Source organism: Pseudomonas gingeri, assembly GCF_013386115.1.
Lineage (GTDB): Bacteria > Pseudomonadota > Gammaproteobacteria > Pseudomonadales > Pseudomonadaceae > Aquipseudomonas > Aquipseudomonas gingeri.
Genome location: NZ_JACAOR010000013.1, coordinates 578,993 through 595,447, shown reverse-complemented (window position 1 = coordinate 595,447; position 16,455 = coordinate 578,993). Strand labels below are relative to the sequence as shown.

Here is a 16,455-nt window from a genome sequence, read left to right as displayed (position 1 = left end):
GGCTTCGCTGCCCCTTTTTTGCGTCCGCAGGAAGCTGAATTTGTGACAGTTTTGTTTCAAGGCAGGCTTTGACTATGCGATGCTGGCGCTTGGCCCGATAGCCGACTAAAGCTTAAGGACAAGTCGTAGAAAGGCGCGCGGTATATACATTGGCCCGTTCAGGGCACTGGAACTCCAGGGGGCCCCTTCATGCTCACCCTGCTCAATCTGCTTTCCGCCGTGACCCTGCTGATCTGGGGCACGCACATCGTCCGGACCGGTATCCTGCGGGTCTACGGCTCCAACCTGCGCCACGTCATCGGCCAGAACATGGCCCGGCGCCCGCTGGCCTTTGTCGCCGGTATCCTGGTCACGGCCATGGTCCAGAGCAGCAACGCCACGGCGATGCTGGTGACCTCCTTTGTCGGCCAGGGCCTGATGGCGCTGACCCCGGCCCTGGCAACCATGCTCGGCGCCGACGTCGGCACCGCGCTGATGGCCCGGGTGCTGACCTTCGATCTGTCCTGGCTGTCGCCGCTGCTGATCTTCCTCGGGGTGATCTTCTTCCTCTCGCGCAAACAGACCCGCGCCGGGCAACTGGGCCGCGTGGGCATCGGCCTCGGGCTGATCATCCTCGCCCTGCAACTGATCGTCGAAGCCGCCGCGCCGATCACCCACGCCCAGGGCGTGAAGGTGGTCTTCGCCTCGCTGACCGGCGATATCCTGCTCGACGCCCTGGTCGGCGCGCTGTTCGCCATGATCTCCTACTCCAGCCTCGCCGCCGTACTGCTCACCGCGACCCTGGCGGGCGCCGGAGTGATCAGCCTGCCGGTGGCCATCGGCCTGGTGATCGGCGCGAATATCGGCAGCGGCGTGCTGGCTTTCCTCGGCACCAGCATGCAGAACGCCGCGGGCCGCCAGGTCGCGCTCGGCAGCCTGCTGTACAAGCTGATCGGCCTGCTGCTGATCATCCCGGTGCTGACCCCGCTGGTGCACTGGATCGACAGCCTGGACTTCAGCCCGCAGGAAATGGTCATCGGCTTCCACCTGCTCTACAACACCGTACGCTGCCTGGTGCTGCTGCCCAGCGTCGGGCCCATGGCGCGGCTGTGCGCCTGGCTGCTGCCGGAACGGCCGGAGGCCAACGGCAAGGTCAAGCCACGCCACCTCGACCCCGCTGCCCTCGACACGCCGAGCCTGGCGCTGTCCAGCGCCGTGCGCGAAACCCTGCGCATCGGCGACCTGATCGACAACATGCTCGCCGCCATGCTGGACGTGCTGCGGGGCAAGCAGACCGCCGTCGCCATCGAGATGCGCCGCCTGAGCGACGACGTCGAAGTGCTCTACAGCGCGGTCAAGCTCTACCTGGCGCAGATGCCCCGGGAAGACCTCGGCGAGCAGGACAGCCGGCGCTGGGCGGAAATCATCGAGCTGGCGATCAACCTGAAACTGGCATCCGACCTGATCGAGCGCATGCTGCGCAAGGTCCAGCAACAGAAAACCGCGCAACGCCGCTCGTTCTCGGATGTCGGCCTGGAAGAACTGGCCGGCCTGCACAGCCAGTTGATCGACAACCTGCGCCTGGGCCTCTCGGTGTTTCTCAGCGCCGACCGGGAAAGCGCCCGCCAGTTGCTGCGGGAAAAACGCCGCTTCCGCGCCCAGGAACGGCGCCTGGCCCACGCCCATGTCAGTCGCCTGCAACGCAAGATCGTCCAGAGCATAGAGACCAGCTCCCTGCATCTGGAGCTGATTGCCGACATGAAGCGTCTGAATTCGTTATTCTGCAGCAGCGCCTATGTGGTCCTGGAAACCTCCGAGACCGGCGCGCTGGCCTCGGAAGAAACAGCCGATATCACCCACTCGCCTTGAACGTCCACGGTTTCACCGTTGTCTGTGCGTAGGAACCTGTCCTCGGAAAATGGTTATGCGTTGCCTGCTGTTCGTGTGCCTGCTGCTCAGCCTTGCCCCCGCCCATGCCCTTGATCGCTTCCAGGTCGAGGGTTATCAGTTGCCCAACGGCCTGCAACTGCTGCTCAAGCCCGGCAGCGAACGCGGGCATGTGGCGATCCGCCTGGTGGTGGGCGTCGGCTTCGACGATTTCGCCTGCGCCGACAAGGAACTGCCGCACCTGCTCGAACACCTGCTGTTCAGCGGCATCGACGGCAGCGGCGAGGGCGGCCTCGAGGAACGCATGCAGGCCCTCGGTGGCGAGTGGAACGCCTACACCAGCGATGCCGACACCACCTTCGTGATCGAGGCACCGGCCAACAACCAGCGCAAGATCCTCGACCTGCTGCTGGCCGTCCTGACCCGGACCCGCTTCAGCGACGCCGATATCGCCGCCGCCAAGCAGGTGGTCGAGCGCGAGGACGGCGGTCACTACTCGCACTTGCAGCGCTGGCTGGATATTCAGGAGAGCGGGCACCGCAGCAGCGATCAGCTGGCCGTGGAACTGGGCCTCAAATGTCCCGGACGGGCAGGGGTCGAGCACCTGACCCGCGAACAGCTGGAGGCGGTACGCAAGAACTGGTACGCGCCGAACAATATGACCCTGATCATGGTCGGCGAGCTCGATCGCCTGCTGCCGGCCTATCTGGACCGGGCCTTTGGCGCACTGCAGCCGGTCGAGCCCAACGACCACCTGCCACTGCCGCAGATCCTCCACCACGGCGCCGCGCAGCGCGACCTGACCCGTGGCTGGGTCGGCAACGGCGCGAAGATCCACTGGCTGTTTCCCGAGCCGGTGCTGGAGGATCAACCCGACGAAGCCCTCGACCTGCTCAAGGATTACCTCGACTGGGCGCTCTACCGTCAGTTGCGGTTGGCCCACAGCCTGTCCTATGGCCCGTGGAGCGAACGCGAGGTGCTCGGCGGCGTCGGCTTCTTCAGCCTGAATGCCGATGTCGAACGGGACAACCTCGGCGAGGCGAAGCAGGTGCTGGCCGAGCTGAAGGCACAACTGCTCAAGGACGGCCTCGACCCGGCGACCTTCGCCCGCCTGCAACAGGCCGCCGTTGCCCGTCAGGCCTGGGCAGTGCAGGGTAACAGTGCCCTGGCCGACTATTACTGGGGCGCCCTGGGGGATTACGAAGACGGCCATTTCAGCAACCCGGCCAAGGCCTTGCAGGCCGTGACGCTCAAGGATGCCAACCAGGCCCTGCAGAAACTGTTCGAACAGCCGGGCTACCTGCGGATCGAGAAACCGCTGTTCAGCTATGACCAGTTGCTGTGGCTGGGCGCGGGCCTGCTCGGGCTGATCGTGCTCGGCCTGCTGGGCTGGCGCGCCTGGCGCCGCCACCAGATCCCCCGTCCGTGAAGGATCGTTCCCACGCTCCGCGTGGGAATGCCTCCCTGGACGCTCTGCGTCCGCTTTGTGACGCCGAGCGTCACGGGCTGCATGCTTTGCCGCGCGTGGCAACGATCACCACTGGCACCAGGAGCCATCAAATACGCTTGCTCCCATCCCCGGCGTTAAAACGGTATTGTGTCAGGGTATTTCTCCCGCCAGCCCTGTGAATCGCCGAATGCCGAAACTGACCCTCTTGATCCAGCGCCTCCTCGAACTGATGAAGCGTTATCCGGGGGTTATCGCGGCCTTTGGCTTCTGCTCGGGGATCGCCAGTTTCATCCTGGTCGACCGCCAGCAGAGCAAGGCCAGCCTGATCGCCATCGTGCTGTTGCTGAGCTGGCTCTGGCTGATGCTGGAAAACGCCCTGACCCAACTGTTCAGCCGGCTGTTCAAGCGCGAGATCCCGGAACCGCTGTTGCGTTATGCGACGCAATTGATCCACCAGGAAAGCCTGTTCTTCGTCCTGCCATTCTTTTTCATCACCACCACCTGGAACAGCGGCCAACTGGTATTCACCAGCCTGCTCGGCGCGGCGGCGCTGGTGTCGATCACCGACCCGCTGTACTACAAGTGGCTGGCGCCGAAACGCTGGCTGCTGCTCGGCCTGCATACCCTGACGCTGTTCGCCGCGTTGCTCACCGCGCTGCCAATCATCCTGCACCTGACCACCGCCGAGAGCTACAAGCTGGCCCTGGGCACCGCCATGCTGCTGTCGATCCCCAGCCTGGCGGTCAGCCTGCCGCTGCGCAGCGTGCGCGGCTGGCTGATGCTGGTCAGCGTGACCCTGGCCATCGGCGGCTCGGGCTGGCTGCTGCGCTCGTGGGTCCCGCCCGCGACCCTGTGGATGACCGAAGTCGCGGTGACCACGCAATTGCAGGACCGCACCCCCGGCGACAGCCTGAAACAGGTCAGCGCCAGCCAGGTGCGCAACGCCGGGCTCTATGCCTACACTTCGATCAACGCACCGCGCGGGCTGGACGAGCGGATCTACCATGTCTGGGAATTCAACGGGCAGGAGGTCGACCGGATCGCCCTGGATATCCACGGTGGGCGCAAGGAGGGCTATCGTGCCTGGACCCACAAGCAGAACTTCCCGGCCGACCCGAGCGGACACTGGCTGGTGCGGGTGCTCACCGAGGACGGGCAGATGCTCGGCGTATTGCGTTTCGAGATCACCGACCAGGAACAACCCGCAAACACCGCACAAGGGTCCTAGTGATTCGCCAACCGGTCGTGCTATTAAAGTGCTTTGCGCAAACGCCTATCCAGCACGGAGCTCATGATCATCAGCGCGATGGCCGGCAATGCCCAATTGGACACCTCGAGCACGCCCGTACGCCTGCGGATCAGCGGCGACTGGACGCTGGCCCACTACACCGCGCTGAAAAAGCGCACCGCCGGGCTGATCGGCAACTATGACGCCGCCGCGGCCGTCGACCTCGATCAACTGGGCGCCCTCGACACCGCCGGCGCCTCGTTGCTGGTGGAACTGCTGGGTGCCGAACGCCTCGGCCAGTTGGCCGACCATGCCGAGCACCTGTCCGCTGCCGACCGAGCATTGCTGCAAACCGTGTACTGCTCGCTGGCGGACTTCTGCGAACCGGTCAAGGAACCGGAGCAGGCCGCCGGCATGCAGTTGCTCGAAAGGATCGGCCGCGCCGTCGACCAGGTGTGGAAAGACACCCTGCAACTGCTGGGCTTCATCGGCCTGATCCTCGAGACCTTCGCCCGCAGCCTGTTGCGCCCCTCGCGCTGGCGGATCACGCCCATGGTCGCCCACATCGAACAGACCGGCCTCGACGCCGCGCCCATCGTTGCGCTGCTGACCTTCCTGGTGGGAGCCGTGGTGGCGTTTCTCGGCGCGACCGTGCTGGCAAGCTTCGGCGCCAGTATCTTCACCGTGGACCTGGTGGCGTTCTCCTTCCTGCGTGAATTCGGCGTGCTGCTGACCGCAATCCTGATGGCCGGCCGCACCGCCAGCGCCTTTACCGCGCAAATCGGCTCGATGAAGGCCAACGAGGAAATCGACGCCATTCGCACCCTCGGCCTCGATCCCATGGAGTTGCTGGTGCTGCCGCGGGTCCTGGCGCTGCTGATCGCGCTGCCGATGCTGACCTTCCTCGCCATGCTCTGCGGGATTGTCGGCGGCGGCGTGGTCTGCGCGCTGTCGCTGGGCATCTCGCCAGCAATGTTCCTTTCCCTGCTGCAGGCCGATATCGGCGCCCAGCACTTTCTGGTCGGTCTGGTGAAGGCACCCTTCTTTGCCTTCCTGATCGCCGCCGTCGGTTGCCTGGAGGGCTTCAAGGTCAGCGGCAGCGCCGAGTCGGTCGGCGCCCACACCACCTCCAGCGTGGTCCAGTCGATCTTTATCGTGATCGTGCTGGACGCCGTCGCCGCCCTGTTCTTCATGGAGATGGGCTGGTGAGCCGGGTGGCGCGGCCGCCCAGCGAAGCGGCGATCAGGAGCGAAGCGGTGATCCAGGTCCGCGGCCTGTGCAATCGTTTCGGCAGCCAGAGCGTGCACGAAAACCTCGACCTGGACCTGTACAAGGGCGAGATCCTCGCCGTCGTCGGCGGCTCCGGCAGCGGCAAGTCGGTGCTGATGCGCAGCATCATCGGCCTGCGCCGGCCCAGCGAGGGCGAGGTGCGGGTGTTCGGCCAGGACCTGCCGAGCCTCTCGGAACAGGCCCGCTCGCAGGTCGAGCGGCGCTTTGGCGTGCTGTTCCAGAAGGGCGCGCTGTTTTCCTCGCTGACCGTCACCGAGAACGTCGCCCTGCCGCTGATCGAACACGCCGGCCTCAGTCGCGTCGACGCCGAGCATCTGGCCTGCGTGAAACTGGCCCTGGCCGGATTGCCGCTGTCCGCCGCCAACAAATACCCGGCTTCGCTGTCCGGCGGCATGATCAAGCGGGCCGCCCTGGCCCGGGCCCTGGCGCTGGACCCGGATATCCTGTTTCTCGACGAACCCACCGCAGGCCTCGATCCCATCGGCGCCGCCGCCTTCGACCAGTTGATCCTGACACTGCGCGATGCCCTGGGCCTGAGCGTGTTCCTGGTCACCCATGACCTCGACACCCTCTACACCATCACCGATCGGGTGGCGGTGCTGGCACAGAAACGCGTACTGGTGGCGGACGCTATCGAACGGGTCGCCGAAACCGACGACCCGTGGATTCACGAATACTTCCATGGCCCCCGTGGCCGCGCCGCATTCGAAGCGGCGACACCGCTCAAGGAGGGATGAGATGGAAACCCGTGCCCATCATGTGATGATCGGCCTGTTCAGCGTACTGGTGGTGCTCGGCGCCCTGTTCTTCGGCCTGTGGCTGGCCAAGTCCAGCGTCGACACGGCCTTCAAGGACTACGAGGTGGTCTTCAACGAGGCGGTCAGCGGCCTGTCCAAGGGCAGCCCGGTGCAGTACAGCGGGATCAAGGTCGGTGACGTGCTGCAACTGAGCCTCGATCCGAAGGATCCGCGCCGGGTCCTCGCGCGCATCCGTCTGCTCGGCGACACCCCGATCAAGGAAGACACCCGGGCCAAGCTGGCTCTGACCGGCATCACCGGCACCTCGCTGATCCAGCTCAGCGGCGGTACCCCGCAAAGCCCGGAGCTGAAGGGCAAGGACGGCAACCTGCCGGAGATCATCGCCACGCCATCGCCCATTTCACGCCTGCTGAACGACAGCAACGACCTGATGAGCGGCATCAACCTGCTGCTGCACAACGCCAACGCCATGTTCTCCCGGGAGAACGTCGAGCATGTCAGCCAGACCCTCGACAACCTCCAGCAGACCACCGGCGCCATCGCCGGCCAGCGCGACGATATCCGCCAGACCCTGCAGCAGATGACCCAGGTCAGCAAGCAGGTGAGTGCCACCCTGGAACAGACCTCGCTGCTGATGCGCAACGCCAACAACCTGCTCGACAAGCAGGGCACCCAGGCCCTGGGCAGCGCCGAACGCGCCATGCAATCGCTGGAACAGAGCAGCGCTACCATCAACAAGCTGCTGGCCAACAATCAGGATTCGGTCAACAGCGGCTTGCAAGGCCTCAATGAGCTGGCCCCGGCGATCCGCGAGCTGCGTGACACCCTGAGTACCCTGCGGACCATTTCGCAACGCTTGAACGCCAACCCCAGCGGCTATCTGCTCGGCCGTGACAAGAACAAGGAATTCACCCCATGAGGCCTGCCCGTCGCGCCCTGAGCCAACTGACCCTGATCACCGGCCTGGCCCTGGGCAGCGCCTGCTCGATCCTACCCCAGGCGGAACCGGCGGATGTCTATCGACTGCCGACGGCACAGAACAGCCTCCCGGCCGCCAACAGCCTGCCGGTCGACTGGTCGTTGCGGATTGCCAAGCCCATTGCAAGCGATGCGCTGAACAACCCGAACATCGCCGTGGTGCCCCAGGGCGACCTGATCAGCCACTACAAGGCTTCGCGCTGGAGCGATCCGGCGCCGGTGCTGCTGCGCAACCGTATTCTCGACGCCTTCCAGCGCGACGGTCGGGTGCGCCTGCTGAGCACCGACGACAGCAACCTGCAGGCGGATTTCGAGCTGGGCGGAGAGTTGCAGGCGTTCCAGACCGAATACCGCGGACAGGACGCCGAGGTGGTGATCCGCTTCGATGCGCGGCTGGTGCGCGGCAGTGACCAGCGGATTCTCGCCAGCCGGCGCTTTGAAGTGCGCCAGCCGATCGGTGACAAGCAGGTGCCCGGCGTGGTCGCGGGCTTCGGCCAGGCCGGCGACAAACTGACCGGGCAGGTGATCGGCTGGGCGGTGCAACAAGGCGAGAGCTCGGCTAAACGCTGAGGGCCCTATCGCTGGCAAGCCAGCTCCCACAGGGTTCCCGACTCAACGATATTTCGCGGTGAGGCACCGAACCATGAGAGCTGGCTTGCCAGTTCCCACAGGGCTCCCGGCCCAACCATATTTCGCGGTGGGGCACCGAACCATGGGAACTGGCTTGCCAGCTCCTACAAGGTTCTCGGCTCAACGCTATTTCGTGGTGAACTCCGTACTGTAGGAGCTGGCTTGCCGGCGATGGCCGCTGAATCTTGCATCGCCCTCACAGACGAGCACTGGTTTTAGCCGAAGAACCAGTAACACACCCCAATGGCCGCCAGCACCCCGGCCAGCTCCGCCAGCAGGGCGCAGCCCACCGCATGGCGGGCGCGCTGGATATTCACCGCGCCGAAGTACACCGCCAGCACATAGAAGGTGGTTTCGGTACTGCCCTGGATGGTCGCCGCCACAAGGGCCGGGAAACTGTCCACGCCCTGGGTCTTCATGGTCTCGATCAGCATCGCCCGGGCGGCACTGCCGGAGAACGGCTTGACCATCGCCGTCGGCAGCGCATCGACAAAACGCGTGTCCCAGCCGGCCCACTGCACCAGGTGGCGAATGCCGTCGAGACCGAAGTCCAGCGCCCCGGAAGCGCGCAGCACACCAATCGCACAGAGCATCGCCACCAGGTACGGCAACAGGTTCCTGGCAACGTCGAAGCCTTCCTTGGCGCCTTCGATGAACGCCTCGTAGACCTTCACCTTGCGCAGCGCGCCGATCACCAAGAACAGCATGATCAGGCCGAACAGGGTCAGGTTGCCGAGGATCGACGACAGGGCCGCCAGGGCTGTCGCCGACAAGCCGGCCAGCACCGCCATGAAGCCACCGAGGATCAGCGCGCCGGGAACCAGATAGGCCAGCACCACCGGGTCCCACAGGCGCAGGCGCTGCATCACCGCCACCGAGAGCAGGCCGACCAGGGTTGAGGCGCTGGTGGCCAGCAGGATCGGCAGGAACACCAGGGTCGGGTCGGGCGCCCCCTGCTGGGCGCGGTACATGAAGATGGTCACCGGCAGCAGGGTCAGCGACGAGGCGTTGAGCACCAGGAACAGGATCTGCGCATTGCTCGCCACGGTCTGGCTCGGATTGAGTTCCTGCAGGGCGCGCATGGCCTTGAGGCCGATGGGCGTGGCGGCGTTGTCCAGGCCCAGGCCGTTGGCGGCGAAATTGAGGGTGATCAGGCCGATGGCCGGGTGGCCGCGCGGCACTTCCGGCATCAGGCGGCTGAACAGAGGGCCGAGGGCCCTGGCCAGCCAGTCGACGATCCCGGCCTTTTCGGCGATCCGCAGGAAACCGAGCCAGAGGGTCAGGGTGCCGAACAGCAGGACCATCACCTCGACCGACAGCTTGGCCATGGCGAAGATGCTTTCCACCATGACGGCGAAGATCCCGCTGTTGCCGCCCACCAGCCATTGCGCCAGGGCCGAGACCATTGCCACCAGGAAGAAGCCGAGCCAGAGGCCATTGAGCATCGAAAGAACTCCTTGAAGATGCGGCGAATGATAGCGGTCGGGCCGGAAACAACAAACCCCGGAAAGTCCGGGGTTTGTCTGTACCGCTGATCGTTCCCACGCTCCGCGTGGGAATGCAGCCCTCGACGCTCTGCGTCGCCGCCGAAAAGCCGGACGCGGAGCATCCGGTGAAGCATTCCCACGCGGAGCATGGGAATGCCCGGTCATCAGCCCTTGGCGGTCTCGCCGGCCGGCAGCGGCTCCTTGCTGCGCCAGTGCGGCAGGGAATTCCAGTAGCGCTGGCCCTTGGCATCGTCGTACATGCCTTCCCAACGGGCGATCACCAGCACCGCCAGGGCATTGCCGATCACGTTCAGGGCGGTACGCGCCATGTCCATCACGCGGTCGACACCGGCGATGAAGGCCAGGCCTTCCAGCGGAATGCCCACGCTGCCCAGGGTCGCCAGCAGCACCACGAAGGACACGCCCGGTACGCCGGCAATGCCCTTGGAAGTAACCATCAGCGTCAGCACCAGCAGCAATTGCTGGCTGATGGACAGGTCGATGCCGTACAGCTGGGCAATGAAGATCGCCGCGATGCTCTGGTACAGGGTCGAACCGTCGAGGTTGAACGAGTAGCCGGTCGGGACCACGAAGCTGCAGATGGCCTTCGGCGCACCGTAGGCTTCCATCTTCTCGATCACCCGTGGCAACACGGTTTCCGAACTGGCGGTGGAGTAGGCCAGGACCAGCTCGTCCTTGAAGATGCGCATCAGCTTGAGCACCGAGAACCCGAACAGACGGGCAATCAGGCCGAGCACGACAAAGGCGAAGAAGATGATCGCCACGTAGACCAGCACCACCAGCTTGGCCAGAGGCAGCAGCGAGGCGAAACCGAAGTTGGCCACGGTCACCGCGATCAGGGCGAACACACCGATCGGCGCGTAATTCATGATCATGTGGGTGACCTTGAACATGCTTTCCGAGACGCCCTGGAACATCTTCACCAGCGGGTCGCGCAGTTCCGCCTGCAGGCTCGACAGCCCGAGGCCGAACAGCACCGAGAAGAAGATGATCGGCAGCATCTCGCCACGCGCCATGGCGGCAAAGATGTTCGAGGGAATCAGGTTGAGGATGGTTTCGATGAACGCATGCTCATGCTGCACTTCGGCGGCAGTCGCCTGGTACTTGGAGATATCCACGGTACCGAGGGTGCTCATGTCGATGCCCGTGCCCGGATGGAACACGTTGGCCAGCAGCAGGCCGACGACAATGGCGATGGTGGTGACAATTTCGAAGTAGATGATGGTCTTGAGGCCGATGCGTCCCAGCTTCTTCGCATCGCCGACACCGGCGATGCCGACCACCAGCGAGGAAATGACAATCGGGATCACGATCATCTTGATCAGGCGGATAAAGATGTCGCCCGCCGGTTGCAGGACATTACCGACCCACCAGGCCTTTTCGGCACTGAAATGGTTGAGCAGCGCGCCGATTGCAATCCCCAGTACCAGACCGATGAGGATCTGCCAGGCGAGGCTGAGCTTTGCCTTCTTCATGTCATTACCCTTACTTCAAGTTGACTCGGGCAGAAGCCTCTTGCCCGCACGTCTTGGCGCGCGCAAAGGATGGGCATCTGCCTCATGGAAGGTCACCGCGAGCGAGCCTGAAGGCTCTTTGGCAGGCGAAAAAAGGCGCAACTATTCCGATGCAAGGGTGGCACGTCTAATGCCGTAAACGCCTACCCTATGCCGAATCGGCATGGACTACGTCGGCTGAAACAGGCTTCCACAGCACCGAGAACAAGACGTTTCTGCCGCTGAAACTACCGTAAACCGGCCATTCCAGAGCAATTACTCTTATCTCAAGGGACGAATAAAAGACTACAGAACTTGCGTAAAAGTCTTACAGATTCAAGGGTTGGCAGAACACCAGCGAGGGATTTTTCTAGATATACGGTCGCGACGCGGGTTGGATCCGATACTAATCAGCACTTAATGTCAGAACGACATAGCGACGAAACAGCGGCAAGCCACAGGGACCGCCCTGCAGATTGCCGCCTGTTGCCTTCGCCTGACCCGGCCCTTGCGCAGGCACTCCCTGTACCCGTAGGTCGCTCCGATCCTGAAACAATCAGAACATCCCGGCCCCCTGGTCATGCACCCGCCGTCCTCGGGCGGTGCAGGGGTAGAAACCCATGTCGGGCTTCTGCTCTTTCAATGCATCGAACTCAGTACCAGTTCGGGTCTTTCTTCAGTTGCTCCTTCAACAGTGCCTGCATGCCCGCGTCCGGCTTGCCGAGGAAACGATAGTCGGCATGACGGGTTGGCGACTTGTCGGCGGGCAGTCCGGCCGGCACTTCCACCAACATCGCATAGGCGTCTTTCTTGTCGAGACCGAAGGCGACGATCAGGCGCTTGTTGAGGCAAGTGTCCGCGGTTTCGCACAAGGGGCCGACGAGGTATTTGTCGCCATCCTCCTGCACCGCGTTCATCTGCTCGGCGCTGCCCGACAGGTTCATCACCCATTCCGGCAGGCGCTCCTCTTTCTTCACCACGTCCTGCCAGGCCTGGCGGTACTCGGGGGAAGAGCTCAAGAGCTCGTTGGCCCGAGTCTGGCCGTCGTTGGCCGCCAGCGCCAGGCCGCCGCCGCCCAGCATCACGCCGGCGACGAGGACCCTGAGGGTTGGCAAGAACATGTTCAGCCCCGTCCGCGCCGACCGAAGAAGAACGACGCGACAAACATCACCAGGAACACGACAAAGAGAATCTTGGCGATACCCGTGGCGGTGCCCGCGATACCACCGAAGCCCAGCACTGCGGCGACTATGGCAATGATCAGGAATGTGATTGCCCAGCTCAACATGATGATTCTCCTTACCTAGACCTGCATTTTTTTGGCTGCTGCCTTTTACTGCCTGTTACTGCTTGCTGCTGCGAAACGCCCTGCGGCTTTCCGCCTGTTGCCTAGAACACCCAGCGCTCCTGCCGTGGCAGATCGGCCGGCGACTCGGCTTGCTCGACCGGCATCAGGGTGTAGGCGCCGCGGTCGACCGAAGCCGGTCCGGCAGCGCTGAAATGAGTCTGGGTCGGGGCATGGAAAAACATGGGGCGCGCTTCGACCACCGGCTGGCTCCAGCGTTGAAACGCCTGGCCCGCGATCAGCGTCACGAGCAACGCCAGGAGGGCAAACAGCCCTTGCTGCAAGTGCAGTGGCGAGATACGCAATTGCGCGGCACGTTGGCGATTCATCCTGAAGCTCCTCCGACACAGTATTTATTCTGGGTTGACGCGGCGAGGGCCGGTTCAACCTCGGGCAAGAAGACTATTGCAGCCTGCATGCCAGCTTTTTTGTCAGATAAATACCAATGAAATCAGTGAGTTATAAACAAACAAAAACAACGCGGAGCAGCATCCTGCACGATGCCCGGATTGTGGTCGTGCGAAATGCACGATAGGTTCATGCAAGAGCGCCTAGAATGCTGGAACAAATCAGCCACAAATCAGCCGGAATTAGCTGAGGCGTCGGCTGTCGGAAGCAAAGAGATCAAAAAATTCCCGAAATCAGCGGGTTAGCAATCAGGGGTAGAGACCGTTACCCTGCAGGTCATGGCCTCGATCAGAAGGGATCATGCAACCTGCCCGACCCGTCCGGGATCCATCAGGAACATTCATAATTAAGGAGCGTGGGACATGGAATCCGCCACGGAACACCAAGGCCGTATTCTGCTGGTGGATGATGAGTCCGCCATCCTTCGCACCTTTCGCTACTGCCTGGAAGACGAAGGCTATAGCGTCGCCACGGCCAACAGCGCCGCCCAGGCCGACACCCTGCTGCAGCGCCAGGTATTCGACCTGTGCTTCCTCGACCTGCGCCTGGGCGAAGACAACGGCCTCGACGTGCTCGCCCAGATGCGCATCCAGGCGCCGTGGATGCGGGTGGTGATCGTCACGGCCCACTCTGCCGTCGACACCGCGGTCGACGCGATCCAGGCCGGCGCCGCCGACTACCTGGTCAAGCCTTGCAGCCCCGATCAACTGCGCCTGGCCACGGCCAAGCAGCTGGAAGTCCGGCAGTTGTCGGCACGCCTGGAGGCCCTCGAAGGCGAAGTGCGCAAGCCCAAGGACGGCCTCGACTCTCACAGCCCGTCGATGATGGCGGTGCTGGAAACCGCCCGCCAGGTCGCGGGTACCGACGCCAACATTCTCATTCTCGGCGAATCCGGGACCGGCAAGGGCGAACTGGCCCGGGCCATCCACGGCTGGAGCAAACGCGCGAAGAAATCCTGCGTCACCATCAACTGCCCGTCGCTGACCGCCGAACTGATGGAAAGCGAGTTGTTCGGCCATAGCCGCGGAGCCTTTACCGGTGCCAGCGAAAGCACCCTGGGCCGGGTCAACCAGGCCGACGGCGGCACCCTGTTCCTCGACGAGATCGGCGATTTCCCGCTGACCCTGCAACCCAAGCTGCTGCGGTTTATCCAGGACAAGGAATACGAACGGGTCGGCGATCCCGTGACCCGCCGGGCCGACGTGCGCATCCTCGCCGCCACCAACCTGAACCTGGAAGACATGGTGCGCGACGGACGCTTCCGCGAAGACCTGCTCTACCGGCTGAACGTCATCACCCTGCACCTGCCACCCCTGCGCGAACGCAGCGAGGACATCCTGACCCTGGCCGACCGTTTCCTCGCGCGCTTCGTCAAGGAGTACGCCCGGCCCGCCCGTGGCTTCAGCGACGAGGCCCGCGAGGCGCTGATCAACTACCGCTGGCCGGGCAATATCCGTGAACTGCGCAACGTGGTCGAACGCGCCAGTATCATCTGCCCGCAGGAACGCGTGGAGATCAGCCACCTCGGCATGGCCGAGCAACCGACCAACAACGCCCCGCGCATCGGTGCCTCGATGAGCCTGGACGAGCTGGAGAAAGCCCATATCGGCGCGGTCCTGGCCACCAGCGACACCCTCGACCAGGCCGCCAGGACCCTGGGTATCGACGCCTCGACGCTGTACCGCAAACGCAAACAGTACAACCTGTGAGCCAGCGCCCATGAAGCTTGCGATGAAGTTGCGCACCCGGCTGTTCCTGAGCATTTCGGCACTGATCACCGTGGCCCTGCTGGGCTTGCTGCTGGGCCTGGTGGGCGTGATGCAAATGGCCAAGAGCCAGGAGTCATTGATCGGCGACAACTTCACCACCCTCGACCTGGGCCTCAAGCTGCGCCAGAGCCTGGGCGACCAGTTGATCATCATGCTCAGCGAAAAGCCCGACCAGGCAGCCCTCCAGGCCGCGCGCGCGCACTATCAGGAACTGCTGCGCGAAGGCATCGACCACGAACAGAACAGCGACCTGCGCGGCGGCTTCGCCCAGGCCCGCATCGACTACGAGCACTTCCTGCAGGTCTTCGACCGCTCCCGCAACGGTATGGCCGGCAACGACGAGCTCACCGAGAGCTTCAACACCCTGCGCAACGGCCTGATCGTCGAACACAGGCAGGCCCTGGAAAACATCAGCGCCACGGAAAGCGAAGCCCGTGACCGCGCCCTGCTGATCGCCGGCCTGCTGGGCGTGGTCGGGCTGGCGGTACTGATCGTCGGCTTTATCACCGCCCACGGTATCGCCCAGCGTTTCGGCGCGCCCATCGAGGCGCTGGCCAAGGCGGCGGACCATATCGGCCAGGGCAACTTCGAAGTCACCCTGCCGATTTCCTCCGCCGATGAACTGAACCAGCTGACCCGCCGCTTCGGCATCATGGCCGAGGCCCTGCGCCAGCACCAGGCAACCAATATCGATGAGCTGCTGACCGGCCAGCAGCGCTTGCAATCGGTGCTCGACAGCATCGACGACGGGCTGCTGATGATCGATCGCCAGGGTCACCTGGAACACCTCAACCCGGTGGCCCAACGCCAGTTGGGTTGGGATGCCGAGCGTCTCGGCCAGGGCCTGGGCGACGCCCTCGGGCGGCCGGAGCTGGACGAGCAACTGAGCCTGATCCTGCGCGGCGGCAGCCTGGAACGGGCACCGGAGGACCTCGAGGTGGAGGTCGAAGGCGAATCCCGCCTGCTGACCTACAGCCTGACGCCGGTCAGCCATCCCCAGGGACATATCCTCGGTGCGGTCATGGTGCTGCACGACGTCACCGAGCAGCGGGCCTTCGAGCGTGTGCGCAGCGAGTTCGTCCTGCGCGCCTCCCACGAGCTGCGCACCCCCGTGACCGGCATGCACATGGCCTTCGGCCTGTTGCAGGAGCGCGTGCACTTCGACAGCGAATCGCGGGAAGCGGACCTGCTGAACACGGTCAACGAAGAAATGCAGCGCCTGATGCAGCTGATCAACGACCTGCTGAATTTCTCGCGCTACCAGAACGGCCTGCAAAAGCTCACGCTGGCGCCCTGCGACATTGAAGAACTGCTGGAAAAAGCCCGCGACCGTTTTGCCGACCAGGCCCTGCGCCAGGGTATCGACCTGCAGATCGAGGTCCAGCCGCCGCTGCCGCGCCTGCACGCCGACCATCCGCAACTGGAACGGGTGATCGACAACCTGCTGGACAACGCCCTGCGCCACACCGCAGACGGCGGACAGATCCGCCTGCAGGCGCGGCGGCATGGCGAGCGGGTGATCATCAGTGTCGAAGACAACGGCGAGGGCATCGCCTACGGCCAGCAGGGGCGGATCTTCGAACCCTTCGTCCAGGTCGGACGCAAGAAAGGCGGGGCCGGCCTGGGCCTGGCCCTGTGCAAGGAAATCGTCCAGTTGCACGGCGGACGCATGGGCGTCTACTCAAGACCGGGGCAGGGCACCCAGTTCTATATGGCGCTGCCACTCTAGGGC

The 16,455-nt window shown here is 64.0% G+C and carries 14 protein-coding genes; 9 read left to right on the top strand and 5 right to left on the bottom strand.

The window, feature by feature from the left end; genetic code table 11:
- Positions 1–189: 189 nt before the first annotated feature.
- From HX881_RS26850 to HX881_RS26820, 7 genes are all read left to right on the top strand, one after another.
- Positions 190–1,848, top strand: coding sequence for a Na/Pi cotransporter family protein (locus HX881_RS26850; RefSeq protein WP_017129182.1), 1,659 nt, complete (start codon positions 190–192; stop codon positions 1,846–1,848).
- Between the two features lie 55 nt (positions 1,849–1,903).
- On the top strand, positions 1,904–3,295 hold the full coding sequence (locus HX881_RS26845; RefSeq protein WP_103033002.1) for a M16 family metallopeptidase: 1,392 nt from the start codon (positions 1,904–1,906) through the stop codon (positions 3,293–3,295).
- Positions 3,296–3,503: 208 nt separating this feature from the next.
- Positions 3,504–4,544 carry a DUF5924 family protein gene (locus HX881_RS26840; RefSeq protein WP_017129183.1) on the top strand — a complete coding sequence of 347 codons (1,041 nt, stop codon included), beginning with the start codon at positions 3,504–3,506 and terminating at the stop codon, positions 4,542–4,544.
- Positions 4,545–4,607: 63 nt separating this feature from the next.
- On the top strand, positions 4,608–5,753 hold the full coding sequence (locus tag HX881_RS26835; RefSeq protein WP_017129184.1) for an ABC transporter permease: 1,146 nt from the start codon (positions 4,608–4,610) through the stop codon (positions 5,751–5,753).
- A 32-nt stretch (positions 5,754–5,785) separates the two neighbouring features.
- Positions 5,786–6,571, top strand: a complete 786-nt coding sequence (locus HX881_RS26830) for an ABC transporter ATP-binding protein (RefSeq protein WP_177087473.1) — start codon at positions 5,786–5,788, stop codon at positions 6,569–6,571.
- Position 6,572: 1 nt separating this feature from the next.
- Entirely contained in the window at positions 6,573–7,511 is a 939-nt protein-coding gene (locus HX881_RS26825; RefSeq protein WP_177087433.1) for an MlaD family protein, read from the top strand.
- Positions 7,508–8,140, top strand: coding sequence for an ABC-type transport auxiliary lipoprotein family protein (locus HX881_RS26820; protein ID WP_177087431.1), 633 nt, complete (start codon positions 7,508–7,510; stop codon positions 8,138–8,140). The genes HX881_RS26825 and HX881_RS26820 overlap by 4 nt, the downstream gene beginning before the upstream one ends.
- A gap of 275 nt (positions 8,141–8,415) precedes the next feature.
- On the opposite strand, the gene HX881_RS26815 is transcribed toward HX881_RS26820, so the two are convergent.
- The 5 genes from HX881_RS26815 to HX881_RS26795 all read right to left on the bottom strand — a co-directional run bounded on the left by HX881_RS26815 (position 8,416) and on the right by HX881_RS26795 (position 12,875).
- Entirely contained in the window at positions 8,416–9,645 is a 1,230-nt protein-coding gene (locus HX881_RS26815; protein ID WP_017129188.1) for a nucleoside recognition domain-containing protein, read from the bottom strand.
- Positions 9,646–9,851: 206 nt separating this feature from the next.
- Positions 9,852–11,183, bottom strand: coding sequence for a glutamate/aspartate:proton symporter GltP (gltP, locus tag HX881_RS26810; protein ID WP_177062104.1), 1,332 nt, complete (start codon positions 11,181–11,183; stop codon positions 9,852–9,854).
- A gap of 671 nt (positions 11,184–11,854) precedes the next feature.
- Positions 11,855–12,322, bottom strand: coding sequence for an inhibitor of vertebrate lysozyme family protein (locus tag HX881_RS26805; protein WP_017129191.1), 468 nt, complete (start codon positions 12,320–12,322; stop codon positions 11,855–11,857).
- 2 nt (positions 12,323–12,324) lie between these two features.
- Entirely contained in the window at positions 12,325–12,489 is a 165-nt protein-coding gene (locus tag HX881_RS26800) for a DUF1328 domain-containing protein (protein ID WP_007989444.1), read from the bottom strand.
- A gap of 101 nt (positions 12,490–12,590) precedes the next feature.
- The gene (locus HX881_RS26795) at positions 12,591–12,875 is read right to left on the bottom strand and encodes a hypothetical protein (RefSeq protein WP_017129192.1); all 285 of its coding nucleotides are present in this window, start codon (positions 12,873–12,875) and stop codon (positions 12,591–12,593) included.
- Between the two features lie 441 nt (positions 12,876–13,316).
- Between HX881_RS26795 and algB the strand changes: the two genes are divergently transcribed.
- Entirely contained in the window at positions 13,317–14,663 is a 1,347-nt protein-coding gene (algB, locus tag HX881_RS26790) for a sigma-54-dependent response regulator transcription factor AlgB (RefSeq protein ID WP_017129193.1), read from the top strand.
- A gap of 10 nt (positions 14,664–14,673) precedes the next feature.
- Entirely contained in the window at positions 14,674–16,452 is a 1,779-nt protein-coding gene (locus tag HX881_RS26785) for a KinB sensor domain-containing domain (RefSeq protein WP_042936974.1), read from the top strand.
- Positions 16,453–16,455 lie beyond the last annotated feature (3 nt).